The organism is Amycolatopsis heterodermiae (assembly GCF_034929455.1).
Classification (GTDB): domain Bacteria; phylum Actinomycetota; class Actinomycetes; order Mycobacteriales; family Pseudonocardiaceae; genus Amycolatopsis; species Amycolatopsis heterodermiae.
In genome coordinates this window covers 686,567-711,116 of record NZ_JAYFSI010000001.1, presented here as the reverse complement: position 1 = coordinate 711,116, position 24,550 = coordinate 686,567, and the positions used below count along the sequence as shown (strand labels likewise).

Here is a 24,550-nt window from a genome sequence, read left to right as displayed (position 1 = left end):
CCCTCTCCTCGCCGCCTAGACCGGCGGCCGGACGTCCAGCAGGAAGTTCGCGGGCAGGTATTCGGATTCGACGTCGACGCCCATGCCGGCCGACCGCGCCAGCACGGCGACCGCGAGCGGGGCGAGGGCGACGAACCCGTCCGGGTCGTCGACCAGCTCCGCGTCGCTCGTCCAGAAGCTGCGGTGCTGTTCGAGCGCCCGGGCCAGGGAGACGTTGAACTTCTCTTCGTCGCGGCGGAGCAGGTAGTAGAACATCTCGATCGGCGGGTAGATCAGCTGGAGCATGGCACGCCGCGGCGTGTTGCGGACGGCGTCCGGGTCGGTGCCGTCCATCGCCGCGCCGAACAGCTCCGCCGGGACTTCGCGGCGGGCCAGGAAGTTCTGCACGGTCTCCAGCCATGGCCCCATGTACGCGTCGTACTCGCCGGACGCGCGCAGCAGGTCGAGCGGAACCGCGCAGAGCCGCTGGATCAGGTCGTCGTTGCGGTCGACCACGGCCAGCCAGGCCGCGGTGAGCCAGTTGCCGGCGTCCGCCGCCGAGGTGGGGCCGGTGGCGGGGAAGCGCAGGGGCCGGGTGACGACGGCTTCGACCTCGCCCTCACCCGTGGCCGCCGTGAAGATCGCCGTGCCCGCTTCGGCCGCCGTCCGCAGGTCGCGCCAGATCTCCGGCTCGGCCGCGGTGGGGTCGACGACGCTGCGGTACCGCATGAGCGTCAGCGCCCGGCGCAGCACGTTGTTCAGCGCGCTCGGATCGGTTTCGACGTAGTCGATGTAGAAGCCGATCTTCGGGGCCAGCGCGTCGACCTGCTTCCGGGCGACGTCCTGGTCAACGGGGTGCCTCGACACGGTGGTCATCGATCTCATTCCGCCGGTGGTGCCGGTAGTGGCGACTGGTAGCCGTAACCGTTGTACGGCTTGTAATCGTAGCCAAGGTTGGTGTGCGGGCTGACCGACTCGTCGACCCGCGCGCGGACCTCCACGTAGTCCAGCCGCTTCTGCAGCTTGGCCCGTTCCAGCGCTTCCGCGAGGTCCGGATCCGTCTTCTCCATCCTCTTGACGAGGTAGTCGAAGTACTCGGGGTGGCCCTGCTGGAAGGTCCGGTCCCGGGCGCGGTCGTAGTGCGTGCTCGGCTGCCCGCCGGGTCCCTTCGCCTCGTGGACGATGTAGTGCGGCTCGCCGCCGTTCTTGTAGTCGACCTCCCAGATGTGGTCGAAGTTGCCGGCGCCGGGCTTGCCACCGTCGATCGGGTGCCGCGGCGAGATCTCGGCCCGCACGGCGCCGTCCGCGTCGACGATCTGGTAGCGGTGGCTGCCCTCCGGCGCGTCCGGGTGCGGCCGGACGTCGAAGTCCTCGCCGGGGAAGGACTCGGAGAAGTCCCGGTGCAGCCGGTCGCGCAGAGCGTGCCCGGACGCCTCTTCGCCGAGCCGTTCGGAGGCGTCGTTGCGCGCGTTGTGCTTGTCGACCCAGTCGTCGGCGTCTTTCGGCGTGTCGTGGTACTCCTCCTGGGCCGTCTGGCGATCGTGCACCCGGTCGTCGATGCGGTCGTAGTCGTTTTCGCGCCAGTTCCGGGCGTCGGGCACCTCGCCGGGCGCGTCCTCGCCGGGCGTGTGGTCGTGCCCGGTCCCCGGCTCGTGCCCCTCCGCGGTCACGTCGCGCTGCGGCGGGTGCGTCGAGGAGCGGGACTCGTCGAAGCCGAGCGATTCCGCCGGCGGCCGGTCGCTCTTGAACCGCGGCTCGCCGTCGACGAGGTCGAGCTGGGGTGGCGGCGGGTCGACGTTCGCGTGGCGGTGGTTGATGACCAGCTCTTCGCCGTGCTCGGTCGGACGCCGGTAGTAGTGCTTCTTGATGTACTCCGGGTCGGCGATGTTCTCGCGGGGGGTGCGCCCGTCCGGGCCGGGGCGGTCCTGCCAGCCCGGCTCGTCGCCGCGGGCGCGGGCGGTGTCGGCCGACGCCGACCGGTCGTGGGTGCCGGGGGTGAACCCGTCGTCGCCCACGGCGTGCGTCGAGCCGTCCGGGTGGTGGGCGTTCCACTCGCCGTCCGGCGGGATGCGCGGGCGCATCCGGCCGTCCGGGCCGATTTCGTAGTCGGACGAGAAGACCCGGCCGTGCGCATCGGTCCACGCCGGCTTCGTCGGGGCCATGACCTCGGTGTCGAGCTCGCGCGAAAGCCGGTGCGCGAAGTCGTTCGAACTCGCGTCGCAGCCGATCAGCCGGACCGGGCGGCCGTCGTAGTCGGCGTTGCGGCGCAGGACGTCCGCGAATTCTTCCGGCGTGTAGAGGCGGTCGCCGATGCGGGCGTGCCCGTCCGGCGTGACGTGCACGTCGACGGTGAAGCGGCCGTCCGGATCGGGCGGCACGCGGTGCGGCAGGTCGCCCATCTCCGGGTCGCCGGCGTGGTAGGAGCTGCCGGACGGGGTGCTTTCGGCGTGCCGCGCGTTGACCTCGTCCGGGCTCAGCGGTTCGTCGTGGTGGGTCGGGCCGCCGTCGGGGTCGTGGTGACCGGGGCCGTTGTCGTGCGGGGTGCTGTCGTGCGGAGTGTTTTCGTGTGGGCCGCCGGGGCCGGTGTGCCCGGGACCGCCCGGGCGGGCACCGGGACGGGTGTCGGGCCCGTGCGTGCCGGGACCGAAGCCACGCGCGGCCGGTTCCGGGGTGCGCGGCCACGGGGTGTCGCCACCCGGGCGCGGCCGCCCCTCGGGGAGGTCACCGCCGGTGTGGGGCCGGCCGGGAGCGTCGACGTGCGGGGTGCGCGCGCCGGGGCTGCCCGGGGTGCCGGTCCAGCCGGGCCCGCCACCGGTGCGCGGCGAACCGCCGCCGAGCCCGCCTGCGCTGCCACCGGGCGGGGTGCCGCCGCCCATCGGCGCGCCACCCTGCGGCGGAATGCCGGACGCGGCGGCGCCGTCCCCACCACGCGGTGACGGGAACTGGGTCCCCGGGTCCCCGGTACGCGGAGCCGCCGGGACGGTACCGCTGGCGGAAGTGGCGCCGTCGGCCCGAGGCGGCGCGGCGCTGCTCGGGCTTTCGGTACCCCCGTGCGGCCCGGCGGCATCGGCCCGCGCGGCGGGCGACGATCCGGAGTGCGCGGGGGACCCGCCGTCGCCACCGCGGGCCGGAGACGGGCTGCTGTCGTTTGCGTGTGAGGGCGCACTGTCGCCACCGTGGGTGGGCGACGGGCTCGAATCGCTTGCGTGCGGGGGTGTGTTGTCGCCGCCGCGCGTGGGTGAGGGGCTGCTGTCTCCGGCGTGGGTTGGGGTGCCGTCGCTTCCGCGGGTAGGCGATGGCGAGCTGTCGCCTGCGTGTGAGGGTGTGTTGTCGGCGCCGCGCGTTGGTGAGGGGCTGCTGTCCCCGGCGTGGGACGGCGAGCTGCCGCGGGTGGGCGATGGCGAGCCGTCGCCTACGTGGGAGGGCGTGTTGTCGGCGCCGCGCGTCGGTGATGAACCGCTGTCCCTGGCGTGCGATGGAGTGCTGTCGCTGCCGCGCGTAGGTGATGGACTGCTGTCCCCCGCGTGCGACGGCGAACCGTCCCCGGCACGGGTCGGCGACGGGCTCGAATCGCTTGCGTGGGAAGGAGAACCGCTGTCCCCAGCGTGCGAGGGCGAGCCGTCCGAGCGCACCGAAGACGGGCTGCCGTCCGGCGAACCGTCACCACTGTGCGCCGACGGGGAATCGTCCCCGGCGTGTGACGAGGAGCCGTCCCCGCTCGAACTCCGGCGGGAAGCCGGGTCCGCCGAGGAGCCGGTGTTCATCGGATCGGAGCTCGGCGCATCGCCGTCCGCGTGGCCGGGATCGCCGGAATCACCGGAGTGCGTGCTGTCGCCCTCCGAGCCGCCGTGGGCGCGGGTGTGGACGCCGCCTTCGCCCTTGGGCACCTTGTGGACGAAGCCGCCTTCCTTGATCTTCAGCCCGTCCAGGCCGCTGACCTTGCCCAGCACCTTGCCGAAGACCTTGGCGATCTTCTCGAAGATGTCGACGAGCTTCGACAGCAGCGGCGACACCTTGCGGATCGTGTCGGTCAGCTTCTTGAGGAGCTCACCGATCTTCTTGCCCCACTTGGCGATCGCGGCCGACGCCTGCGCGACGACGACCGGCGTGCCGAAGCCCAGCGAGAAGACTTCCTCCATCACCCACGCGATGAGCTTGCCGACCAGGTCCGCGATCAGCTGGCGCACGGTCTCCCGGACGAACGAGACGACCTGGCCCATGATCATGGTGACCGTGCTGATCGCGCCGGCGACCGTTGCCGCGCCGGACAGGGCGTCGCTGTGCTCGGTGGCGAACTTGCGGTACGCGTCGGCGCCCGCGCCCTGCCAGCCCGCCGTGCCGGTCTTGACCGCGTTGTCGAAGTCGGTCTTCCGCTCGCCCAGCGCCTTCGAGACGTTGCCCCAGGTGTCCGCATAGGACTGGATCACCGGCGGGTTGCCCGCGAGCGAGTCCAGCATGTCCTTCAACGGCTGGATGTGCTCCATCAGGAACGACGCCACCGACGACATCAGGTACCCGAACGGGTCGACCGCGGCCCCCGCGATCTCGCCGGCCAGGCTCAGCACGCCCAGGCCGCCGGAAACCCAGTCGCCGTCCTTGATCCCGTTGAACGCGTCCATCGACGACTCGGCGAGCCCGATGCCGCCGGCCCAGCCGTAGTCGCCGTTGCCCGCGGTCAGCGGGCCCGGGCCGTTCGGGTCCTGCTTGGCGTCCGCGACGAGCGGGTTGCCCTCGGGCATCACGCACCGCCCGCGGACTTGTCCAGGTCGCCGGCCACCCCGGATTCGTAGGTGTGGTACGCCGCCGCGGCTTCGCGGACCTTGCCGGAGACGGCGGTCATCGCCTGCACGGCGTCCTTGAGCGCGTCGATCCCGTACTGCTCCACCGGGTCGAGCAGCATCCGGAACGGCTGGCAGAGGATGCCGTACGCATCCGTCGGCATGCTGACCTGGTTGGCCGCGTCGACGGCCTGCTGCAGCCCGTCGCCGATGGTGTCCAGCTGCTTCGCGTGCGCGGTCAGGTCGGTGCTGAGTTCCACGTCTGACACGGTTTCCCCCTCAGGACAGGATCGGTCCGCCGAAGTCGTCGTCATCGTCGTTGTCGGCCGGACGTCGGCGCCGCGGCGGTTGCTGCTGCGGCGGCGGTGGCGGCGGAGTGCGCGGCGGCGCAGGTGGCGAGTCGTTGTCCTCCGGCAGGAACCGGCGGACGCGGTCGGGTTCCGGGAACGCGGGCTCGGGCTCCGGCGGCGGCTCCGGGAAGGTGCTCTGCGCCTCCCGGACGATCTCCACGGCGGCCTGGTCACTCGTGCCGGTGGTCTCGGTCATCGCCTGCTGCAACAGTTCCGGGATCCGCGCCTGCGCGCGCTGCACCAGCTGCATCACCTGCGCCGAGACCTCGGCCATCCGCTTGGTCCCGGCCGCGGCCTCCGCGATGACGAGGTTCTTCAGCAGCCCACGCGAATCGACGGTCACCGTCACCGTGCCGTCCTTCGACCGCTCGGTGACCGTCTGGCCCTGCATGTGGTCGGCCAGCGCCTGGTACCGAGCGGCGTTCTCCTCGAGCCGCTTGGTCCAGTTGTCGATCATCTCGTCGCTCGCGTCGACGCTCTCCGGCATCCCCCGCCCCTCTCTGCCCCCACCACACTGACGGATCCGGGCCGCCCGCGGTTCCCCGAAAAGCCGTGAAGGCCACCATAGGGGACTTGGCGTCCCTCATGGTGGCCTTCACGGACTTGCCGGTTACAGGTTGCCGCGGCGCTCCTGCTCGCGCTCGATGGCCTCGAACAGGGCCTTGAAGTTGCCCTTGCCGAAGCCCAGCGAACCGTGGCGCTCGATGAGCTCGTAGAACACGGTCGGCCGGTCGCCGATCGGCTTGGTGAAGATCTGCAGCAGGTAGCCGTCCTCGTCGCGGTCGACGAGGATGCTGTGCTCCTTCAGCGTCTCGATCGACACGCGGACGTTGCCGATGCGGGCGCGCAGCTCCGGGTCCTCGTAGTAGGACGCCGGGGTGTCGAGGAACTCGACGCCGGCGGCGCGCATCGCGGTGACCGTGGCGATGATGTCGTTGGTGGCCAGCGCGATGTGCTGGCAGCCCGCGCCGCCGTAGAACTCGAGGTACTCGTCGATCTGCGACTTCTTCTTCGCCACGGCGGGCTCGTTCAGCGGGAACTTGACCCGGTGGTTGCCGTTCGAGACGACCTTGCTCATCAGCGCCGAGTACTCGGTCGCGATGTCGTCGCCGACGAACTCCGCCATGTTCACGAAGCCCATGACGCGGTGGTACCAGTCGACCCAGTAGTCCATCTTGCCGAGCTCGACGTTGCCGACGCAGTGGTCGACGGCCTGGAACAGCCGCTTCGGTGCGCCTTCGGGCCGCTTGACGGTGCTCTCGCGCGGCTCGTAGCCGGGCAGGTAGACGCCGGTGTAGCGCGACCGGTCGACCAGCGAGTGGCGGGTTTCGCCGTAGGTCGCGATCGCGGCGACGCGCACGGTGCCGTGCTCGTCGGAGACGTCGTGCGGCTCCTCGAGGACGGTCGCGCCCTGCGCGCGGGCGTGCTCGACGCACTTGTCGACGTCGGTGGTCTCGAGCGCCAGGTCGATGACGCCGTCACCGTGCTTGCGGTGGTGGTCCAGCAGCGCCGAGTCCGGCCGCACGCCGCCGGTGATGACGAACCGGGCCGAGCCGGACTTGAGCACGTAGGACTTGCGCTCGAAGTCGCCAGTCTCGGGGCCGGAGTAGGCGACCAGCTGCATCCCGAACGCGATCTGGTAGTACCAGGCGGTCTGGGTCGCGTTGCCGGCGATGAACACGACCGCGTCCATGGCCTTGACCGGGAACGGGTCTGTCGAGGCGTCGTGGTCGACGAGGCCGACGAGCTGACGCAGCTGGTCGTAGCTGACGTCGTCGAGGGCACCCTGGTGGGGTTCGGCAGTCTGGGTCATACCCCGAAGGATCCGCCCCGTGAGGCAAGATGTGCAATGGTCGTTCATTTTGCTGGACAACCTGCCCGGTCAATGGGGGACACTGGCAGTCAGCTTGGACAATGTGCGCAGGGAGAAGAGCAATGTCGGAGAACCTGGACGCGCTCGACGCGCGGTTGCTGCTGTTGCTGACCGACTCCCCGCGGCTCGGGGTGCTGGAGTGCGCGCGCCGGCTCGGGGTGGCGCGCGGGACGGTCCAGGCGCGCCTCGACCGCCTCACCGAACGCGGCATCCTCGGCGGTTTCCCGCCGGAGCTCGACCTGGCGGCGATGGGGTACGGCCTCACGGCGTTCGCCGTGATCGAGATCGCGCAGGGGCGCCGGGCGGAGGTCGCGAAGGCGCTGGCCGCGATCGACGAGGTGTGCGAAGTCCACGCGACGACCGGCCAGGGCGACCTGTTCGTCCGCATGGTGGCGCGGGGCAACGACGACCTGCAGCGGGTGATCGACGAGGTCGTCGGCGTCCCGGACGTGCAGCGGACGTCGACGTCGATCGCCCTGTCGACGCCGGTACCGCCGCGGGTCCGCCCCCTGCTGGAGCGGACCGCGCGGGAGTGACCGTCAGTCCTTGTCGACGACCTGGCCCAGGTACCGCCTCGCCGAGCGCTGCACGACCTCGAAGCCGTCGGTGCGCACGATCGCGTCCCACCAGGCGCCGTAGATCGCGTCGAACCGGTAGCCCGCCAGCAGTTCGGCCGCGCGGCGGACGATGTGCGGGCGCTCCGGGACCAGGTTCGGGTAGCTGTACATGAAACCGACGTGCGTGCGGTCGGGGATCACCTGGACGATGTCACCGGACAGCAGCGCGCCGCGGCCGTCTTCGCCGTCCGGCCAGTGCAGGACCGTGCCGCCGTCGAAGTGCACCCCGAGGTTGATCAGCCGCAGGTCGGGCGCGACGTCCAGGGTGGTGCCGGACCACAGCTGCACCGACGGGTCGGGCCGGCCGATCCACTGCCGGTCGCCTTCGTGGAGGTGGATCGGCACGTCGAACGCGTGCGCCCACTCGACCATCGTCGTGTAGTAGTGCGGGTGGCTGATCGCGATGCCGGTGATGCCGCCGAGGGCGTTCACCTCCTCGACGAGCGCGTCGTCGAGGTAGGCCGCGCAGTCCCAGAGGAAGTTGCCGGACGCGGCCCGCACCAGCAGGGCGCGTTCACCGATCGCGAACCCGGGGTTCGAGCCGACACCGACGATGCCGGGGCCCTGCTCCTCGACGCGCGGGGTGTACGTGCCGCTCGCGCGGAGTGCGGCCAGGTCCGTCCACTGCTGGCCCGACGCCGGGACGTACTGGCGCTCGTCCTCGCAGACCGGGCAGGTGTCCCGGGCCGCGGCGTACTGCATGCCGCAGGCCTGGCAGATCGGTTCCGTGCTCACAGAAGTCCTCCCAGAAGATGTTGCCTGGGAGGACACGCTAGCTGCGAGGACGCGCGCCCGGCCACGGGAAAACCGGGCGCGTCCGGACCGCTACTTGCCGTCGCTGTAGGGGACGGCCTTGACGAGGGTGACCTTCTGCAGCTTGCCGTTGGGCAGCTCGTACTCGCGCGACTCGCCTTCCTTGGCGCCGAGCAGGGCCTTGCCCAGCGGCGACTCGGGGGAGTACACGTCGAGGCCGCCTTCGGCGCCTTCCTCGCGGGTGGCGAGCAGGAACTTCTCGTCCTCGTCGTCGCCTTCGTACCGGACGGTCAGGACCTTGCCGGGGCCGGCGGTGCCGTCGTTGGCCGGCGCCTCGCCGACCTTGGCCCCGCGCAGCAGCTCCTGCAGGTGCCGGATGCGCGCCTCGGCCTGTCCCTGTTCTTCACGGGCGGCGTGGTAGCCGCCGTTCTCCTTGAGGTCGCCTTCTTCGCGGCTGTCGTTGATGCGCGCGGCGATAACCGGACGATTCTCGATCATTTCGTCGAGCTCGTGCTTGAGCCGGTCGTAGGCATCCTGGGTCAGCCAGGTCACCTTGGTGTCGCTCACGGTCACCATCTCCTCGTCGGGCCTGCCAGGCTTGCGTGTTCAAGCCGGCCCACGCGGGCGTAGGTGCCCGCGTGGCTGAGATAAAGGAAAAACACGGCCCGTCGTGGGCCGTGCTGAAGGATCAGACTATCACGGCACGACAGTGCCGAGCCCGTTATTTCGGCGCGCCGTGGGCGTTGAGCGCGCGCTTCACCCCGTTGGCCGCTATGGGGTTGACAGATAGCGTGGTATGTCGTACGAGCAGCCGTACACGTCGGCGGTCACCGGAGCCCCGATGCTCTTGATCGTCGTGGTGATGGTGCTGTACTTCGCGCCGGCGGGGATCAGGAGCTCCTTGCGGCCGCTCTCGGCGCCGGTCTTGTCGCGGACGCGGACGATGCAGACGCCCGGCCGGTTGTTGTCGTCGCGGGTCACGTTGAGGGTGATTTCCATCGCGTTGCCCGGTTTGCCGGCGAAGGCGACGCGCTCGGCGTCGATCGGCGCGGCTCCGAGGTTCACGTACGCGACGTAGGCGACGACCCCGCTGACCAGCAGGGCGATGGCCAGGAACAGCCACCGGCGCCAGCGCCGGGAGGTCGGCGCGCGCCCGGTGCCGTAGCGGCCTTCGGGCAGCGTGGACGCGCTGCTCCCGACGACCGTTTCCGCCGGTCCGCCTGCCAACCCGGGGCCTCCTGCTCGTTCTTGTCGTACCCGCAGGGACAATGGTGGTGCGGGTACGGCTTCGAGTATCCGCCCGCTGGGTGGGCGGCCCGCAGGTGGGTCGCGGAATACGGGTAGAGAAGGAGTCGTTCGCAGCATGGTGGACCAGTTGACGAAGACCGCCAAGCCGCGCCTGATGGCCGTGCACGCGCACCCGGACGACGAGTCGAGCAAGGGCGCCGCCAGCATGGCGCGCTACGCCGCCGAGGGTCACGAGGTGCTGGTCGTCACGTGCACCGGAGGTGAAGCGGGGAGCATCCTCAACCCCGCGATGGACCGGCCCGAGGTGCTGGCGAACATGAGTGAGATCCGCCGTGAGGAGATGGCGCGCGCCGCCAAGATCCTCGGCGTGAGCCAGCGCTGGCTGGGGTTCGTCGACTCCGGCCTGCCGGAGGGCGACCCGCTGCCGCCGGTGCCCGAGGGCTCGTTCGCGGTCGTGCCGCTCGAGGAGTCCACCGAGGCGCTGGTGCGCGTGATCCGGGAGTTCCGCCCGCACGTCATCACCACCTACGACGAGAACGGCGGCTACCCGCACCCCGACCACATCCGCACCCACGAGGTGTCGATGGCGGCGTGGGACGCGGCGGGCGACCCGGACCGCTTCCCCGACGCCGGCGAGCCGTGGCAGCCGCTGAAGCTGTACTACATGCACGGCTTCTCGAAGGCCCGGATGGTGGCCTTCGACGCGGCGCTGAAAGAGGCCGGGATGGAGTCGCCGTACACCGAGTGGCTCGAGAAGTGGGACCCCGACCGCGCCGATGTGATGGAGCGGGTGACGACCCGTGTCGCGTGCGGTGAATACTTCGAGGCGCGGGACGAGGCGCTGAAGGCGCACGCGACGCAGATCGACCCGAACAGCCGCTGGTTCTTCGTGCCCCTGGAGATCCAGCGCGCGACCTGGCCGACCGAGGAGTACGAGCTGGTCAAGTCGCTGGTGGACAGCACGCTGCCGGAGGATGACCTGTTCGCCGGCATCGCCGGCACCGAGGAGAAGGTGAACACATGAGTCTGACGCTGCCGGCCGGCGTGGCGCTTCCGGTGACCGCGTCGGCCCTGGTCCTGACGCAGCAACCCGGCAACGGCGACAACGGCGGGCAGGGGGAGGACTTCGGCAAGTCGTCCCCGGTCGGCTTCCTGGTGCTGATCCTGTTCCTCATCGCGGTGGCCTTCCTGGTCCGCTCGATGACGAAGCACCTCAAGCGCGTCCCGGCCAGCTTCGACGAGCCGGCCGCCGAAGAACCGGCACCGGCCGAGCCGGAGAAGAAGGCCGACGCCGAGGTGGCCGAGAAGCCCGCATCGGACTCCACGGCCACCACGAAGGCCGACTAGCCGCTACAACCGCGGGTCCACCGGGTCCGACTCGAGGGCCAGCACCGCGAAGACGCACTCGTGGACCCGCCACAGCGGCTCACCCCGGGCCACGCGCTCCAGGGCCTCCAGGCCGAGCGCGTACTCCCGCAGCGCCAGCATCCGCTTGCGGTTCAACCCGCGCTTGCGCAGCCGCTCGAGGTTGGCCGGCAGCGTGTAGTCCGGCCCGTAGATGATCCGCAGGTACTCGCGTCCGCGCACCTTCACACCGGGCTGGACCAGCCCGCGCGTGCCGCGGGTCAGGTTGGCCGCCGGCTTGACGACCATGCCCTCGCCGCCCGCGCCGGTCAGCTCCTCCCACCACGCGACGCCGCGGGCGACCGACTCCTCGTCGAGGAGGTCGACCGCCAGCGTCCGGGTGCGCTGGAACCGCGGCCCGGCCAGCCGGCCGAGCAGCGACAGGTGCCACTCGTGCGGCCGGTCGTGGTGGCTCGCCCCCTCCGACGCCAGCAGCTGGAACGGCGCCAGCTTCACCCCGTCCAGACCCGAGGTGGGCCAGCAGTACCGCCGGTAGGCGTCCCGATACGACTCCACTGTGGACTCTCGAGTCGTCGTCCGCTCCAGCAGGTCCGTGACGTCGATGCCGCGCGCGGCCGCCGTCTCCAGCGCGGAGACCGCCGCCGGCAGCACGGCCTCGGCCGCCGCGCCGACCGACGCGTACTGGTCCGAGATCAGCGAACCCGCCTTCGCGCTCCACGGCAGCAGCTCGGCGTCGAACAGCAGCCAGCCGCTGTTCAGCCCGTCGAACAGCTCGGCCGCCGCGGTGCGCACCTCCGCGAGCAGCGAAGCGTTCTGCGCGGCGGAGAAGAACGGCCGCCCAGTGCGCGTGTACACCGCGCCGCCGCCACGGATGCCGAAGCGCCGGTACGCGACGTCGTCGTCGCGGCACACCAGCACGACGGCCCGCGAGCCCATGTGCTTCTCCTCGCACAGCACGGACTGGACGCCGGCCGCGCGGTACTCCGCGAACGCCTCCTCCGGGTGCTCCAGATAATCGGAGCGCGAGGACGTCGAACACGGCGCCATCGTCGGCGGCAGGTAGGCGAGCCAGCGCGGGTCCACCGCGAACCGGCTCATCACCTCCAGCGCCGCCGCCGACTGCTCCGCCGAGACGCCGACCCGGCCGTGGTGCGCGGTCTGCACGATCCGCTTCCCGGTGACGTCGGCCAGCTCCAGCACGGCGGGCTCGCGCCCGCCCAGCGGCCGCGACGCGTCGAGCGGCTTGGTCGGCTCGTACCAGACCTGGTGCGCCTTCACCGAGACGACCTCGCGCTCCGGGTAGCGCAGCGCGGTCAGCTTCCCGCCGAACACCGCGCCGGTGTCGAGGCACATGGTGTTGTTGACCCACTCCGGTTCCAGCGTCGGCGTGTGCCCGTAGAGGACCATCGCGGACCCGCGGTAGTCGCGCGCCCACGGCAGCCGCACCGGGAGGCCGTACTCGTCGGTCTCGCCGGTGGTGTCGCCGTAGAGCGCCATGCTGCGCACCCGCCCGGACGCGCGCCCGTGGTACCGCTCGGGCAGCCCGGCGTGCGCGACGACCAGGTTGCCGCCGTCGAGGACGTAGTGCGCGATCAGGCCGTCGCAGAACTCGTGGGCCTTGCGGCGGAACTCCTCGGTCTCGGCGCCGAGCTGCTCCAGCGACTCGGCGAGCCCGTGCGCGACGTTCACCTTCCGCCCGTGCAGCGCGCGCACCAGCTTCTGTTCGTGGTTTCCGCACACGACCAGCGCGTTGCCGCTCTCGGCCATCCCCATCACGCGCCGCAGCACCCCCGGGGTGTCCGGCCCGCGGTCGACGAGGTCGCCGACGAACACCGCCGTCCGCCCGTCCGGGTGCACGCCGTCGGCGTACCCCAGCTCGGCCAGCAGCTCCTCGAGCTCGGCCGCGCAGCCGTGGACGTCGCCGATCACGTCGAACGGCCCGGTCAGCTCGCGCTTGTCGTTGCGCAGCGGCTCGACGGCGATCTCCGCCTCGGCCACCTCGGTCTCGCCGCGCAGCACGTGCACGCGCCGGAAACCCTCACGCTCCAGCGACTTCAGCGACCGCTGCAGCTCCCCGCGCTGCCGCCGGATCACGTGCTCGCCGAAGTCGCGGTCGGGCCGTCCGGCGTTGCGTGCCGCGCAGACGGACAGCGGCAGGTCGAGCACGATCGCCGTCGGCAGCACGTCGTGCTCCTTCGCGAGCTTCACCAGGCTCGCCCGCGAAGCGCGCTGGACGTTCGTCGCGTCGATGACGGTCAGCCGCCCGGCCGCGAGCCGCTTGCCGGCGACGTAGTGCAGCGTGTCGAAGGCGTCGGCGGACGCGGACTGGTCGTTCTCGTCGTCGGCGACGAGCCCGCGGAAGAAGTCGCTGGAGAGCACCTGCGTCGGCGCGAAGTGCGTGCGCGCGAACGTCGACTTGCCGGAGCCGGAAGCGCCGATGAGCACGACGAGGGACATCTCGGGAACGGTCAGCTTCACGCGGCCACCTCCTTCTTGCTGTCGCCGGCCGTGAAGACCGCCATCTGGGTCGGCGGTCCTGAATCCTGGTCCTCCGGTCCGACCGGCAGGTAACGAACGTCGTAGCGGTTTCGGCTCGCGACGGCGTCGGCCCACTCGCGGAACTGCGCCCGGGTCCATTCGAACCGGTGATCGGCGTGCCGGAAATGCCCCATCGGCAGGAATTCGAACAGCCGGTTGTACTCCGCGTTGGGGGTCGTGACGATCACCGTCCGCGGCGCCGCGACCCCGAAGACGGCGTGCTCCAGGGCCGGCAGGCGCTCCTCGTCGACGTGCTCGACGACCTCCATCAGCACGGCCGCGTCGTACCCGGCCAGCGCCGGGTCGGCGTAGGTCAGAGCGGACTGCCGCAGCGTGACGCGGCTGTGGTCCTTGAGCCGCTTCTCGGCGATGTCGAGGGCCCTCGCGGAGACGTCGACCCCGACGATCTCGGTGAACGACCGTTCCTTCTCGAGCACGCGCAGCAGCGCGCCGGGGCCGCAGCCGAGGTCGAGGACGCGCTGGGCACCGGCCGCCCGGAGCGCGGCGAGCACACTGCCGTGCCGCTGCGTCGCCAGCGGCTCCGGCCGGTCGGGCACCTCGGTGACCAGCGCTTCGGCCTCGGCCGGGACGTCGTCCGCCTCGGCCAGTCGCGAAAGCGCGTAGTTCACGACGGGACGGCGTCGCTCCAAGTAGCGGTTGGTGATGAGGGTCCGCTCGGGGTGCCCGCCGAGCCAGCCGTCACCGGCGCGCAGCAGCTTGTCGGCCTCGTCCTGCCCGACCCAGTAGTGCTTGTCGCCGTCGAGGGCGGGCAGCAGGACGTAGAGGTGCCGCAGCGCGTCGACCACTCGCTGGGTGCCGGTCAGCCGTAAGTCGACATAACGACTATCGCCCCACTGCGGGAACTCCGGGTCGAGCGGGATCGGCGTCGCCGTGACGGCCCAGCCGAGCGGCTCGAACAGCCTTTGCACCACCTCCGCCCCGCCGCGCGCGGACAGCGACGGCACGTGGATCTCCAGGTCGAAGGCCTCGTCGACCAGCTCCGGACGCGCGGTGCAGCGCCCGGCGAGCGCCGTCGTGAACGCCGCCCGCAGCGCCACCGCGAGGTACGAGCCACCGGCGTAGGGCCGGTCGTTGACGTACTGCGTCAACGACGTCCCGCCGCCGCGCACCAGCTCGATCGCGTCGATCTCGACGAACAACGCGGCGGTGCACCTCTCCGGCGTCGCCTCGGGGTAGAAGACGTGCGCGGTGCCGGCGGACAGCGCGGCCGACTGGGCCTTCTCCGGATGCTTGTGCAGGAGGAAGCCCAGGTCGATGGCGGGGGTACGGGTGGTCGTGATGGTCAACAGCACCGCGCCAGTGTGACCGAGGGCCCGGTGACCGCGCGCCCGTTTTTCCGGGGTGCCACCCTGGAGGGCATGAACCGCCTCGCCAGCGCGACCAGCCCGTACCTGCTCCAGCACGCGGACAACCCCGTCGAGTGGTGGCAGTGGGGCGCGGACGCGCTCGCCGAGGCGAAACGCCGGGACGTGCCGATCCTGCTTTCGATCGGCTACGCCGCGTGCCACTGGTGTCACGTCATGGCGCACGAGTCGTTCGAGGACGCCGAAACCGCCGCCGTGATGAACGAGCACTTCGTCAACATCAAGGTCGACCGCGAGGAACGGCCGGACATCGACGCCGTCTACATGGCCGCCACGCAGGCGATGACCGGGCAGGGCGGCTGGCCGATGACCTGCTTCCTCACCCCGGACGGCGAGCCGTTCTACTGCGGCACCTACTTCCCGACGCCGTCGTTCCGCCGGCTGCTCGACGCCGTCGCCGAAGGGTGGCAGAGCCAGCGGAAGGACCTGGTGGAGCAGGCGAGCCGGGTCGTTTCGACCATCGCCGGGGGCGCCGGGCCACTGCAGGAGTCCGTTGTGGACGAAGCCACCCTCGCCGGCGCGGCCGAGATCCTGCAGCGGGACGCCGATCCGGTCAACGGTGGGTTCGGCGGCGCGCCGAAGTTCCCGCCGTCGATGGTCCTCGAATTCCTGCTGCGCCACCACGAGCGCACCGGGTCCGAAGACGCGCTGGCCCTCGCCGACCGGACGGCGGAGGCGATGGCCCGCGGCGGGCTGTACGACCAGCTGGGTGGCGGCTTCGCGCGCTACTCCGTCGACGCCGAGTGGATCGTCCCGCACTTCGAGAAGATGTTGTACGACAACGCGTTGCTGCTGCGCTTCTACGCCCACCTCTGGCGGCGCACCGGCTCAACGACGGCGTGGCGCGTCGCGAACGGGACCGCGGAGTTCCTCGCCGCGGAGCTGCGGACGCCCGAAGGCGGGTTCGCGTCTTCGCTGGACGCGGACACCGAAGGCGTCGAAGGCCTGACGTACGTTTGGACGCCGGAGCAGCTTCGCGAGGTCCTCGGCGACGACTCGGCGGCCGAGCTGTTCGGCGTCACACCCGAAGGCACCTTCGAAGAGGGCGCGTCGACGTTGCGCCTGTTCGGCGAGCTGCCGGAGACCACGCGCGTCAAGCTCCTGGAGGCACGGGCGAAGCGGCCGCAGCCGGGCCGGGACGACAAGGTGATCGCGTCCTGGAACGGCCTGGCGATCACGGCCCTGGCCGAAGCCGGGGTTGCTCTCGATCGTCCACAGTGGATTCAACGGGCGGTCGACGCCGCCGAGTTGCTCCTGCGGGTGCACGTAATCGACGGCCGGTTGCGGCGCAGTTCGCGTGACGGTGCCGTCGGGGCCTCGGCGGGGGTGCTGGAGGACTACGCCTGCGTCGCCGACGGGTTCCTGGCCCTGCACCAGGCGACGGCCGAGCCGCGCTGGCTGACCGAGGCGACGCGCCTGCTCGACCTGGCGTTGACGCACTTCGCGTCGCCGGACGCCCCGGGCGCGTACTTCGACACCGCCGACGACGCCGAAACGCTGGTCCAGCGCCCGGCCGACCCCACCGACAACGCGAGCCCGGCCGGGGCGTCGGCACTGGCCGGCGCGCTGCTGACGGCGTCCGCGCTGGCCGGCCACGCGTCCGTGGCCAAGTACCGCGAGGCGGCGGAGCAGGCGCTGCGACGGGCCGGCGCACTGGCCGGGCGGGTGCCGCGGTTCGCCGGCCACTGGCTGTCGGTCGCGGAGGCGCTGCAGGCCGGCCCGGTGCAGGTCGCGGTGGTGGGCTCCAACGAGGAGCTGCTTCGGGCGGCGGCCCGCGGGGTCCACGGCGGCGGCATCGTGCTGGCCGGTGCGCCGGACGCTCCCGGCGTCCCGCTGCTGGCCGACCGCCCGCTGGTCGAGGGCTCGGCGGCGGCGTACGTCTGCCGCGGCTACGTCTGCGACCGCCCGGTCACGACCGCGGAAGCCCTCGCCGCCCAGCTCTGAACGGCACTTTCACGGGAAAGTGCCGCTTTGCGCTCTGGGTGAACGACGCCCGCGATCGCGTGTTTCCGGCGTAGCGTGAGTTGCGTTGTAATCATGTAATCGGAGGTGCGACATGGGACGAGGCTGGAGAGGTAGCCGCGGCTGGCAGCAGGGCGAAGTGCCGTCGGCCGACGACGCGGCGGCCTGGTTCGGCGGGCGCCTGCCCGACGGCTGGTTCACCGGGGCGCCGGAGGTCACGGTCGACCGTGAAGAGATCATCCTGGTCGGCGAGCTGCCGGCGCTGACCGAGGAGCACGCCGACGACGCGGCCCGCGCCGCGGCGGAGGACGGCCGGATCAGCCGGTTCCGCGAGGAGACGCGCGACGAGCGCATCGAGATCGCGCGCCAGGCCGAGCACCGCTACCAGCGCAAAGTCGCCTGGGGCGCCAAGCTCGGCGGCACCACCGCGCTGTTCACCACCCACTCGGCGCCGGTGATGACCCGGCTGCGGCAGCCGGAACGCCTGGTGCTCGACACGCTCGTCGACGCCGGGGTCGCGCGCTCGCGGTCGGAGGCGCTGGCCTGGGCCGTGCGCCTGGTCGGCGAGCACGCCGACAGCTGGCTCGGCGACCTGAGGGAAGCGATGACCAAGGTCGACGACCTGCGCTCGAAGGGGCCGGACCTGGCCTGACGCCGTGGGGTGCCGCCGCTTCGGCGGCACCCCGCGGTGTTCCGTGGGCCACGCCCGAGTGAGCTGAACCTGCACGATCCCCACGGCTGGGGCACGCTGACTACCAACGAGTAGCCAGTACTTTTCGGAGGAAGCCGTGGACGTGCCCAATGTGCCCGCGAAGGTGGATCCGGACGCGCTGACCGCTGTCCTCGACGGACGGTGGGCCGAACTGCGCCGCGGGGTGCGCGCCGAGATGACCGGCTCGGAGTTCCGGGACCCGGTCGACCTCGAGACCGAGGCGCACCGCGCCCAGGTGCTCGACCAGCTGCGCGCGCTCGCCGAGACCGACCGGCCCGGCCTGGGTTTCGACCCGGCCTACGGCGGGGGCGGTGACGTCGGCGGCTCGGTGACGTCGTTCGAGATGCTCGGCTTCGGCGACCTGTCGCTGATGGTGAAGGCCGGTGTCCAATGGGGACTGTTCGGCGGCGCCGTCCAGCTGCTCGGCACCGAGCGGCACCACGAGCGCTACCTGCGCGCGATCAAGGACCTCGACCTGCTCGGCTGCTTCGCGATGACCGAGCACGGCCACGGTTCGGACGTTCAGCACCTCGGGACGACGGCGACCTTTGTGGACGGTGGGTTCGTGGTGAACACGCCGGACACCATGGCCAAGAAGGAGTACATCGGCAACGCGGCGCGCGACGGCCGGATGGCGGTGGTGTTCGCCCAGCTGATCACCGGCTCGGAATCCCGTGGGGTGCACGCGTTCCTGGTCCCGATCCGCGACGAAGACGGCAATCCGGCGCCCGGAGTGTCCATCGAGGACTGTGGCCGCAAGGCGGGCCTGAACGGCGTCGACAACGGACGGCTGAGCTTCGACAACGTCCGCGTCCCGCGTGAAGCCCTGCTCAACCGCTTCGCCGACGTCGACGAGTCGGGCGCGTATTCGAGCCCGATCGAGAGTGACAGCCGCCGGTTCTTCACCATGCTGGGCGCGCTGATCCGCGGCCGGGTGAGCGTCGGCGGGAGCGCCGGCAGCGCGACGAAACGCGCGCTGGCGCTGGCGATCCGCTACGGCGAGGTCCGCCGCCAGTTCACCAAGCCGGACGGCGAGGAGGTCGTCGTCCTCGACTACCTGGCGCACCAGCGGAAACTGCTGCCCGCGCTGGCGAAGACGTACGCGCTGCACTTCGCGCAGGAGGAGCTGGTGTCGAAGCTGCACGACATCGACTCGTCGGCGCCGGAAGAGGAGCAGCGCGAGCTGGAGTCGCGCGCGGCCGGGCTGAAGGCCCTCGGGACGTGGCACGCGACGGCGACGATCCAGGCCGCGCGCGAGGCCTGCGGCGGCTCGGGGTACCTGTCGGAGAACCTGCTGGCCGGGCTGAAGGCCGACACCGACGTCTTCACGACGTTCGAAGGCGACAACACCGTGCTGCTGCAGTTGGTCGCGAAGGGCCTGCTGACCAGCTTCAAGCAGGACTTCGAGGACCTGAGCCCGCTGGCGACGGCGCGGTTCTTCGCCGAGCAGGTGGTCAGCACCGTCCTCGAGCGCACGTCCGCGCGCAAGGCGTTCGAGCGGCTCACCGAAGCGTCCGATTCGGACGTGTTCTTCCGCCGCGACTGGCAGCTCGGGCTGTTCGAGGACCGCGAGGAGCACGTGGTCGAGGGCGTGGTGAAGCGCCTGCGCAAGGCGGCGGACGACCCGTTCGGCGTGTTCAACGCGGCCCAGGACCACGTGCTGCGGGCCGGCCGGGTGCACGTCGAGCGCCTGATCCTGACGGCGTTCGCGTCGGCGATCGAGCGGTGCGAAGACCCGGACGCCCGCGCGGTGCTGGAGCGCGTCTGCGACCTGTACGCGCTGTCGGCGATCGAGGAGGACCTGGCCTGGTTCCTCGGCCACGGCCGCCTGTCGGCGTCCCGAGGGAAGGCCGTGACGTCGGCGGTGAACAACCTGTGCGCGGAGCTGCGCCCGCACGCCCGGGCCCTGGTGGACGCGTTCGCGATCCCGGAACAGTTCCTGCGCGCGCCGATGCTGACGTCCTGACTTCCCTGCCAGGCCAACGGGAAGGGGGCGGCGCGCGTGCTCTAGCCTTGCGCGTCCGCCCCCGAATCCCCGAAGGACTTGTCATGGGTTCCCGCCGTGAAAGACGTCTGCTCGAAACCGCCGCACCGATGCTGCAACCGGGCGAAACGCCCGAAGTGATCGGCATGGTCAAGGTCGGCTCGACCAGGAAGGCCGTCGGCCGAAGCGTCGCGCTCGGCGTCGCGACCGCCGTGCTGAGCGGCGGGACGATGTACTCGATCACGACCCAGCGCGAGCTCTACCTGCTGCTCACCGACCGGCAGTTGCTGTTCTTCGAAGCCGACGCCTACACCGGCGGGCCCGGCAAGGCACTGTTCGCCGTGCCGCGCGGGTACGTCGCGATCACCGAGCCGAAGGGCGGCTTCCTGGTGAAGACGGAGCTGCGCATCCACGGCTCGGACCAGGTGCTGGCGCTCACGGTGGCGCCGCTGCCGCCGTCGATGCGGAAGAAGGGCCTGCGGCTGCTGGCCGGGCTGCCGCGGCTGCAGGTCGCCACGGCGTGACCCGGGCGGCCGGCTTCGGGGAGCCGGCCGCCCGCTCAGGGGTTACGACCTGCGGTGCTTGCCGTTGTCGTCGGTGACCTCGAACTGCTCCTTGCGGACCTTGCCCGACACCGTCTGGTCTTCGGTGACCGTCTCGGTCTTGAGGCGCGCCCGCTCGACGGCGACGGTTTCCTTGTTCACGACCGGCTTTTCGGCGTGCAGCACGATGTCCTGCTCGTCCTCGCCGATCTCGGCGCGGCCGCCGCGGCCGTCCTTGATCGGCTCGCGCTCGATGCGCACCTCTTCGTGGCTCACCGGCACGGTGATCTGCTGCTCTTCGGTGACGACGTACTTGCGCAGCCGCACGCGCCCGGTCTCGACCTGCTCGGTCCCGACGTTCAGCCGCTCCTCGGAGCGCGTCATGGTCCGGTCGTCGTCACGGCCCATCTTGTCGCGGTCCGCCTTGCCGCGCCCGGACGCGTCCCGTCCGTCCATTCCGGACCGGCCGCGGCCGGCGTCGCCCATGGCGGCCTGGCCCGTGCCCGCACTGTCCATTCCGGACCGTTCGCGGCCGGTGCCCTTGCCCTGGGCCGCCCCGTCGTCCATCTGCCCGTCCGGCGACATCCGCGGCACCGGCAGGCCGTAGTGCTTGTAGAGCCGCGCGCTCTCCTCGGGCGAGAGGTGCCCGTCGGCGTCGATGCGGGGCGCGTCGGAGACGGCGTCCTTGTCGACCCGGACGTGCACGCCGTCGTTGTCCGTGTGGGCGCCGGAGAGCGGGACGAAGCTCTCCTTGGTGCCGAAGAGGCCCGTCTTGACGGTGATCCACTCCGGCTGGTGCGTCGCGTCGGCGAGGTAGACGTTGCCGACCTTCCCGAGCTTGTTGCCGTCCGGGTCGACCACGGCACTGTCGATGAGCTCCTGGGGCTGCATGGTCTTCGCCATCGCTGTGCTGTCCTTCCACGCGTTGGGGCTGTTACGGCAACGGTCGGCCGTGGTGTTGATCACGGCAACCGTCGCGGTGTTCCTGTGGGTGACCCCCGAAGGTGCGGGTTTGAAGCGGTGCCCGCGGGCGAAGTCCGGGGTGTCGCCGCAGGTCAGGGCGGTGGCCGGCGAGGCGATCGGCGCCCGCCGGGTTGGTGCGAAGGTGTGTAACCGCGGGCGGCTGGGAAGCACAGGGCATGGACGAGTGCGAAGTGATGTGGCGCGTCCCGGCGGACGCGGACGCGGTGATGCAGTTCGTCGGCTGGGACCACCCCCTGCCGGCGGTGGTGCTGAAGCTCGGCGAGGTGACCGTGACGCTCGCCCCGCCGCGCAACCGCGCGGAGGAGGGCGAGTTCGCGCGCTTCCTGGCCAAGCTGGCGGCGGCCGCGCGCGACGCGGCCCGGCAGGTCGTGTGACCGGGGCCACTGTCACAACGCCGTGTGCTGCGTCGTCAAGGGGGTGAAAGCGGACGACGGAAGGAAAAGGTCATGGAAGCGCGGATCAACATGTTCGAAAACGAGGTCGCCGGCAAGTTCGTCAAGCGGCTGGTCGCGGCGTCCCGCCCGGTCGAGGAGTCGACGCTGCCGAAGGCGACGCAGGAGCTGGTGAAGATCCGCGCGAGCCAGCTCAACGGCTGCGGCGTCTGCCTCGACATGCACACGAAGGACGCAGCGCACGCGGGCGAGACGTCGCTGCGCCTGAACATGGTGGCGGCCTGGCGCGAGGCGACGGTCTTCACCGAACCCGAGCGCGCGGCCTTGGCCCTGGCGGAGGAAGGCACCCGCCTGGCGGACGGCCACCACGGCGTCAGCGACGACACGTGGGCGGACGTCCGCAAGCACTACGACGACGAGCAGGTCGGCGCGCTGGTCTCCCTGGTGGCGCTGATCAACGCCTGGAACCGCCTGAACGTGATCGTCCGCAACCCGGCGGGCGACTACCAGCCGGGAATGTGGAGCTGAGTCAGGATTCCCGCCCGTCGAGCGTCTCGCGCAGGATGTCGGCGTGCCCGGCATGCTGCGCGGTCTCGGCAATGACATGCACCAGCACCCGACGCGCACTGCGCACCCCACCGGGCTCGTTCCAGGGCGCCTCGGGCAAGGGGTGCGTGGTGTCGAGATCCACGGTGGCAACGACCTCCGCGGTCCGGGCAGCAACATCCTCGTAGCGCTTGAGGATCCCGGCCAGCGAGTCACCGGGCAGCATCCGGAACTCGTTCTGGTGGTCGATCGCCCACTGCGGATACTCCCGAGCGGTCCCCGCGGCAAAGTCGGCCCAGGTCACACCGTCGGGCAGCTCGAGCTGCATCGCGGACGGCCCTTCAACGACGAACCGCAGCCACGATTCCTCGATGCTGGCGACGTGCTTGATCAGCCCACCAAGACAAAGAGCGGAGACGGTCGGACTCTCGCCGAGCTGCTCATCGGTAAGTCCCTGCGCGGAGGCGGTCAGCGCAGCCCGCGCGACAGCGAGTTCGGCGAGCAGGTCGGTCTTTTCGGTGTTCTCAGGCATGAACACAGCTTGGCAGGAGAAGCGGTCAGCTAGTGTCCGCATCCCCGGACGCGATGGGGGTATGCCGGAAAACCGCAGCTAGGCGTACATGGCCAGCCAGATCGCGATGTAGTGGGAAACCGCCGCCAGCACCGTGCAAGCGTGGAAGTACTCGTGGTATCCGAACGTGTCCGGCCAGTGGTTGGGCCACTTGAAGCCGTAGAACGCCGCTCCCAGGGTGTAGAACAGGCCGCCCACGCAGAGCAGCACCAGAGCCGCCACGCCTGCGTGGGAGAGCAGCTCCGGGAAGACGAACACCGCCACCCAGCCCAGCGCTATGTAGATCGGGACGCCCAGCCAGCGCGGTGCGTTGGGCCACAGCATCTTCAGCGCCACTCCGAGGATGGCGCCGCCCCAGACGATCGACAAGATCACGTAGCCCGTGGGCTTGGACATCGCCAGCAGGGTGAACGGGGTGTACGTGCCCGCGATGAACAGGAAGATCATCGAGTGGTCGGCGCGCTTCATCCACTTGTACGCCCGGGGGCTCCACAAACGACGGTGGTACAGCGCGCTCACGCCGAACAGGCCCAGCACCGTGAGGCCGTAGACCGACGTCGCGAGCGCCGCGGTCGGGGACACTGTGGACGCGGCCAGGCTGATCAGCACGGCCGCCGCGGCGACGGCGCCGAAGAACGACCAGAAGTGGATGTGGCCCCGCAGCCGGGGGCGCAGGTCCACTACGGGCTCTGGGGGTTCCGTCGTCACACTCACTCAACCAGGTTACGGGAGCGTAGGTTCCCGGACAGCGGTCAAGTCACACGCCTCACATCGAGTGCGTACTCTTCCTGGACGTGAGTGTTCGCTCCTTCTTGTCCGACGTCGTGTACAGCGCCTACGGCAGGCGCCTCATCCAGCAGGCCCGCGGCCGGCATCCCCGGCACATCGCCATCATGCTCGACGGCAACCGCCGGTGGGCGCGTGAAGCGGGCTTCGCGGACGTCGCGGACGGCCACCGGGCCGGCGCGAAGAAGATCGCGGACTTCCTGAGCTGGTGCCACGAGGCCGACGTCGAGGTGGTCACCATGTGGCTGCTCTCCACCGACAACCTCAACCGCGACCCGGACGAGCTCACGCCGCTGCTGGAGATCATCACCGACGTCACCGACGAGCTCGCCGCGCCGGGCACGCAGTGGCGGCTCCGGATTGTCGGGGCGCTCGACCTGTTACCCGCCGAAGTCGCCAAGCGACTCAGCGAAGCCGCCGCGCGCACCGAGGGGCGCACCGGCATGGAGGTCAACGTCGCGGTGGGTTACGGCGGGCGCCAGGAAATCGCGGACGCCGTGCGCAAGCTGCTGCTCCACCACGCCGACGAGGGCACCAGCATTCACGAGCTGGCGAAAATCCTCGACGTAGACCACATCTCCGAGCACCTTTACACCTCGGGGCAGCCGGATCCGGACCTCATCATCCGAACTTCCGGTGAACAGCGGCTTTCCGGATTCCTGCTCTGGCAGTCCGCGCATTCGGAATTCTGGTTCACCGAAGCCTATTGGCCGGCATTCCGCCGGGTCGACTTCCTGCGTGCGATCCGCGACTACGCCTGGCGGCACCGCCGGTTCGGCTCCTGAGACGACCGAGACACCCGAGACGCCTGAGACACCCCGAGACGCCGAAAGGCCCCGGAGCGGACTCCGGGGCCTTTCACGCGCACCGCACTCAGTGGTGGTGGTGCTCCAGCGAGTGCAGCACCAGCGCCGGCGAGGTCAGCACGCCGGTGTAGGCGCCCGCGACCAGGGAGGCCGCGCCGTAGCCGAGCGCGCCGCCACCCTCGATGAACGTGGCGTAGGCGTCGCCGAACGTCGGGTCCGGGGTGTAGCCGTGGTCGCCCGTGGCGGCGAACGCGGTGCTGCCGATCATCATGAGGCCCGCGGCGGTGGCGGCCACGAAACCAGCCTTCTTCAGCACTTCGCACACTCCTAGGTAGAACTGTTGGGGTCCGGGCGCCGGGGGAACCGGCGGTGTGTCCCG

General features: G+C 70.9%; 24 protein-coding genes. 10 read left to right on the top strand and 14 right to left on the bottom strand.

The window, feature by feature from the left end:
• Window positions 1-15 precede the first annotated feature (15 nt).
• From VA596_RS03410 to hppD, 5 genes are all read right to left on the bottom strand, one after another.
• Window positions 16-855 (bottom strand): immunity 49 family protein, encoded by an 840-nt coding sequence (locus VA596_RS03410; protein ID WP_323323493.1) that lies wholly within the window; start codon window positions 853-855, stop codon window positions 16-18.
• 5 nt (window positions 856-860) lie between these two features.
• Window positions 861-4,718, bottom strand: a complete 3,858-nt coding sequence (locus VA596_RS03405) for a hypothetical protein (protein WP_323323491.1) — start codon at window positions 4,716-4,718, stop codon at window positions 861-863.
• Window positions 4,718-5,026: a type VII secretion target gene (locus VA596_RS03400; RefSeq protein ID WP_323323487.1), complete on the bottom strand. Its 309-nt coding sequence runs from the start codon at window positions 5,024-5,026 to the stop codon at window positions 4,718-4,720. The genes VA596_RS03405 and VA596_RS03400 overlap by 1 nt, the downstream gene beginning before the upstream one ends.
• Window positions 5,027-5,036: 10 nt before the next feature.
• Window positions 5,037-5,594, bottom strand: coding sequence for a YbaB/EbfC family nucleoid-associated protein (locus tag VA596_RS03395; protein ID WP_323323486.1), 558 nt, complete (start codon window positions 5,592-5,594; stop codon window positions 5,037-5,039).
• Between the two features lie 123 nt (window positions 5,595-5,717).
• Window positions 5,718-6,920 carry a 4-hydroxyphenylpyruvate dioxygenase gene (gene hppD, locus VA596_RS03390; protein ID WP_323323484.1) on the bottom strand — a complete coding sequence of 401 codons (1,203 nt, stop codon included), beginning with the start codon at window positions 6,918-6,920 and terminating at the stop codon, window positions 5,718-5,720.
• Between the two features lie 122 nt (window positions 6,921-7,042).
• Between hppD and VA596_RS03385 the strand changes: the two genes are divergently transcribed.
• Complete coding sequence (locus VA596_RS03385; protein ID WP_323323482.1) at window positions 7,043-7,516, top strand: Lrp/AsnC family transcriptional regulator; 474 nt, start codon at window positions 7,043-7,045, stop codon at window positions 7,514-7,516.
• Between the two features lie 3 nt (window positions 7,517-7,519).
• Here the strand turns inward: VA596_RS03385 and VA596_RS03380 are convergent, their stop codons facing one another.
• The 3 genes from VA596_RS03380 to VA596_RS03370 all read right to left on the bottom strand — a co-directional run bounded on the left by VA596_RS03380 (window position 7,520) and on the right by VA596_RS03370 (window position 9,577).
• Window positions 7,520-8,332: an MBL fold metallo-hydrolase gene (locus VA596_RS03380; RefSeq protein WP_323323481.1), complete on the bottom strand. Its 813-nt coding sequence runs from the start codon at window positions 8,330-8,332 to the stop codon at window positions 7,520-7,522.
• Between the two features lie 90 nt (window positions 8,333-8,422).
• Complete coding sequence (gene greA / locus VA596_RS03375) at window positions 8,423-8,926, bottom strand: transcription elongation factor GreA (protein ID WP_323323479.1); 504 nt, start codon at window positions 8,924-8,926, stop codon at window positions 8,423-8,425.
• Window positions 8,927-9,121: 195 nt separating this feature from the next.
• Window positions 9,122-9,577 carry a DUF4307 domain-containing protein gene (locus VA596_RS03370; protein WP_323323477.1) on the bottom strand — a complete coding sequence of 152 codons (456 nt, stop codon included), beginning with the start codon at window positions 9,575-9,577 and terminating at the stop codon, window positions 9,122-9,124.
• Window positions 9,578-9,713: 136 nt separating this feature from the next.
• Between VA596_RS03370 and mca the strand changes: the two genes are divergently transcribed.
• Both mca and VA596_RS03360 read left to right on the top strand, forming a co-directional pair.
• Window positions 9,714-10,622 carry a mycothiol conjugate amidase Mca gene (mca, locus tag VA596_RS03365; RefSeq protein WP_323323475.1) on the top strand — a complete coding sequence of 303 codons (909 nt, stop codon included), beginning with the start codon at window positions 9,714-9,716 and terminating at the stop codon, window positions 10,620-10,622.
• On the top strand, window positions 10,619-10,945 hold the full coding sequence (locus VA596_RS03360) for a hypothetical protein (protein WP_323323473.1): 327 nt from the start codon (window positions 10,619-10,621) through the stop codon (window positions 10,943-10,945). Before mca ends, VA596_RS03360 begins: the two co-directional genes overlap by 4 nt.
• Window positions 10,946-10,948: 3 nt before the next feature.
• Here VA596_RS03360 and VA596_RS03355 read toward each other — a convergent pair whose 3' ends face one another.
• Window positions 10,949-13,441 (bottom strand): polynucleotide kinase-phosphatase, encoded by a 2,493-nt coding sequence (locus VA596_RS03355; protein WP_323323471.1) that lies wholly within the window; start codon window positions 13,439-13,441, stop codon window positions 10,949-10,951.
• A complete protein-coding gene (locus tag VA596_RS03350) occupies window positions 13,438-14,814 on the bottom strand; it encodes a 3' terminal RNA ribose 2'-O-methyltransferase Hen1 (protein ID WP_323323469.1) in 1,377 nt (458 codons plus the stop codon). The genes VA596_RS03355 and VA596_RS03350 overlap by 4 nt, the downstream gene beginning before the upstream one ends.
• Window positions 14,815-14,880: 66 nt before the next feature.
• Between VA596_RS03350 and VA596_RS03345 the strand changes: the two genes are divergently transcribed.
• The 4 genes from VA596_RS03345 to VA596_RS03330 all read left to right on the top strand — a co-directional run bounded on the left by VA596_RS03345 (window position 14,881) and on the right by VA596_RS03330 (window position 20,068).
• Entirely contained in the window at window positions 14,881-16,830 is a 1,950-nt protein-coding gene (locus tag VA596_RS03345) for a thioredoxin domain-containing protein (RefSeq protein WP_323323467.1), read from the top strand.
• Between the two features lie 112 nt (window positions 16,831-16,942).
• Window positions 16,943-17,500: a hypothetical protein gene (locus tag VA596_RS03340; protein WP_323323465.1), complete on the top strand. Its 558-nt coding sequence runs from the start codon at window positions 16,943-16,945 to the stop codon at window positions 17,498-17,500.
• Window positions 17,501-17,636: 136 nt separating this feature from the next.
• Window positions 17,637-19,526 carry an acyl-CoA dehydrogenase family protein gene (locus VA596_RS03335; RefSeq protein WP_323323463.1) on the top strand — a complete coding sequence of 630 codons (1,890 nt, stop codon included), beginning with the start codon at window positions 17,637-17,639 and terminating at the stop codon, window positions 19,524-19,526.
• Between the two features lie 83 nt (window positions 19,527-19,609).
• Window positions 19,610-20,068, top strand: coding sequence for a hypothetical protein (locus VA596_RS03330; protein ID WP_323323461.1), 459 nt, complete (start codon window positions 19,610-19,612; stop codon window positions 20,066-20,068).
• A 42-nt stretch (window positions 20,069-20,110) separates the two neighbouring features.
• Here the strand turns inward: VA596_RS03330 and VA596_RS03325 are convergent, their stop codons facing one another.
• The gene (locus VA596_RS03325) at window positions 20,111-20,989 is read right to left on the bottom strand and encodes a PRC and DUF2382 domain-containing protein (RefSeq protein WP_323323459.1); all 879 of its coding nucleotides are present in this window, start codon (window positions 20,987-20,989) and stop codon (window positions 20,111-20,113) included.
• A 236-nt stretch (window positions 20,990-21,225) separates the two neighbouring features.
• Between VA596_RS03325 and VA596_RS03320 the strand changes: the two genes are divergently transcribed.
• On the top strand, window positions 21,226-21,444 hold the full coding sequence (locus VA596_RS03320; protein WP_323323457.1) for a hypothetical protein: 219 nt from the start codon (window positions 21,226-21,228) through the stop codon (window positions 21,442-21,444).
• A gap of 72 nt (window positions 21,445-21,516) precedes the next feature.
• Complete coding sequence (locus VA596_RS03315; protein WP_323323455.1) at window positions 21,517-21,990, top strand: carboxymuconolactone decarboxylase family protein; 474 nt, start codon at window positions 21,517-21,519, stop codon at window positions 21,988-21,990.
• Between the two features lies 1 nt (window position 21,991).
• Here VA596_RS03315 and VA596_RS03310 read toward each other — a convergent pair whose 3' ends face one another.
• Together VA596_RS03310 and trhA are read right to left on the bottom strand one after the other, a co-directional pair.
• Entirely contained in the window at window positions 21,992-22,540 is a 549-nt protein-coding gene (locus tag VA596_RS03310; RefSeq protein ID WP_323323453.1) for a DinB family protein, read from the bottom strand.
• Between the two features lie 78 nt (window positions 22,541-22,618).
• Window positions 22,619-23,260: a PAQR family membrane homeostasis protein TrhA gene (gene trhA, locus VA596_RS03305; RefSeq protein ID WP_410171862.1), complete on the bottom strand. Its 642-nt coding sequence runs from the start codon at window positions 23,258-23,260 to the stop codon at window positions 22,619-22,621.
• 113 nt (window positions 23,261-23,373) lie between these two features.
• Here trhA and VA596_RS03300 point away from each other — a divergent pair, with 113 nt between their 5' ends.
• The gene (locus VA596_RS03300) at window positions 23,374-24,150 is read left to right on the top strand and encodes an isoprenyl transferase (RefSeq protein WP_323323448.1); all 777 of its coding nucleotides are present in this window, start codon (window positions 23,374-23,376) and stop codon (window positions 24,148-24,150) included.
• An 88-nt stretch (window positions 24,151-24,238) separates the two neighbouring features.
• Here the strand turns inward: VA596_RS03300 and VA596_RS03295 are convergent, their stop codons facing one another.
• Complete coding sequence (locus VA596_RS03295; protein ID WP_323323447.1) at window positions 24,239-24,487, bottom strand: hypothetical protein; 249 nt, start codon at window positions 24,485-24,487, stop codon at window positions 24,239-24,241.
• Window positions 24,488-24,550 lie beyond the last annotated feature (63 nt).

Coding starts and splice junctions, on each gene's coding strand:
- VA596_RS03405 (WP_323323491.1), bottom strand. CDS start 4,718: ATGCCCGAGGGCAACCCGCTCGTCGCGGACGCCAAGCAGGACCCGAAC.
- VA596_RS03360 (WP_323323473.1), top strand. CDS start 10,619: ATGAGTCTGACGCTGCCGGCCGGCGTGGCGCTTCCGGTGACCGCGTCG.
- greA (WP_323323479.1), bottom strand. CDS start 8,926: ATGGTGACCGTGAGCGACACCAAGGTGACCTGGCTGACCCAGGATGCC.
- VA596_RS03315 (WP_323323455.1), top strand. CDS start 21,517: ATGGAAGCGCGGATCAACATGTTCGAAAACGAGGTCGCCGGCAAGTTC.
- VA596_RS03410 (WP_323323493.1), bottom strand. CDS start 855: ATGACCACCGTGTCGAGGCACCCCGTTGACCAGGACGTCGCCCGGAAG.
- VA596_RS03330 (WP_323323461.1), top strand. CDS start 19,610: ATGGGTTCCCGCCGTGAAAGACGTCTGCTCGAAACCGCCGCACCGATG.
- VA596_RS03325 (WP_323323459.1), bottom strand. CDS start 20,989: ATGGCGAAGACCATGCAGCCCCAGGAGCTCATCGACAGTGCCGTGGTC.
- VA596_RS03320 (WP_323323457.1), top strand. CDS start 21,226: ATGGACGAGTGCGAAGTGATGTGGCGCGTCCCGGCGGACGCGGACGCG.
- VA596_RS03345 (WP_323323467.1), top strand. CDS start 14,881: ATGAACCGCCTCGCCAGCGCGACCAGCCCGTACCTGCTCCAGCACGCG.
- VA596_RS03310 (WP_323323453.1), bottom strand. CDS start 22,540: ATGCCTGAGAACACCGAAAAGACCGACCTGCTCGCCGAACTCGCTGTC.
- VA596_RS03385 (WP_323323482.1), top strand. CDS start 7,043: ATGTCGGAGAACCTGGACGCGCTCGACGCGCGGTTGCTGCTGTTGCTG.
- VA596_RS03395 (WP_323323486.1), bottom strand. CDS start 5,594: ATGCCGGAGAGCGTCGACGCGAGCGACGAGATGATCGACAACTGGACC.
- hppD (WP_323323484.1), bottom strand. CDS start 6,920: ATGACCCAGACTGCCGAACCCCACCAGGGTGCCCTCGACGACGTCAGC.
- VA596_RS03340 (WP_323323465.1), top strand. CDS start 16,943: ATGGGACGAGGCTGGAGAGGTAGCCGCGGCTGGCAGCAGGGCGAAGTG.
- mca (WP_323323475.1), top strand. CDS start 9,714: ATGGTGGACCAGTTGACGAAGACCGCCAAGCCGCGCCTGATGGCCGTG.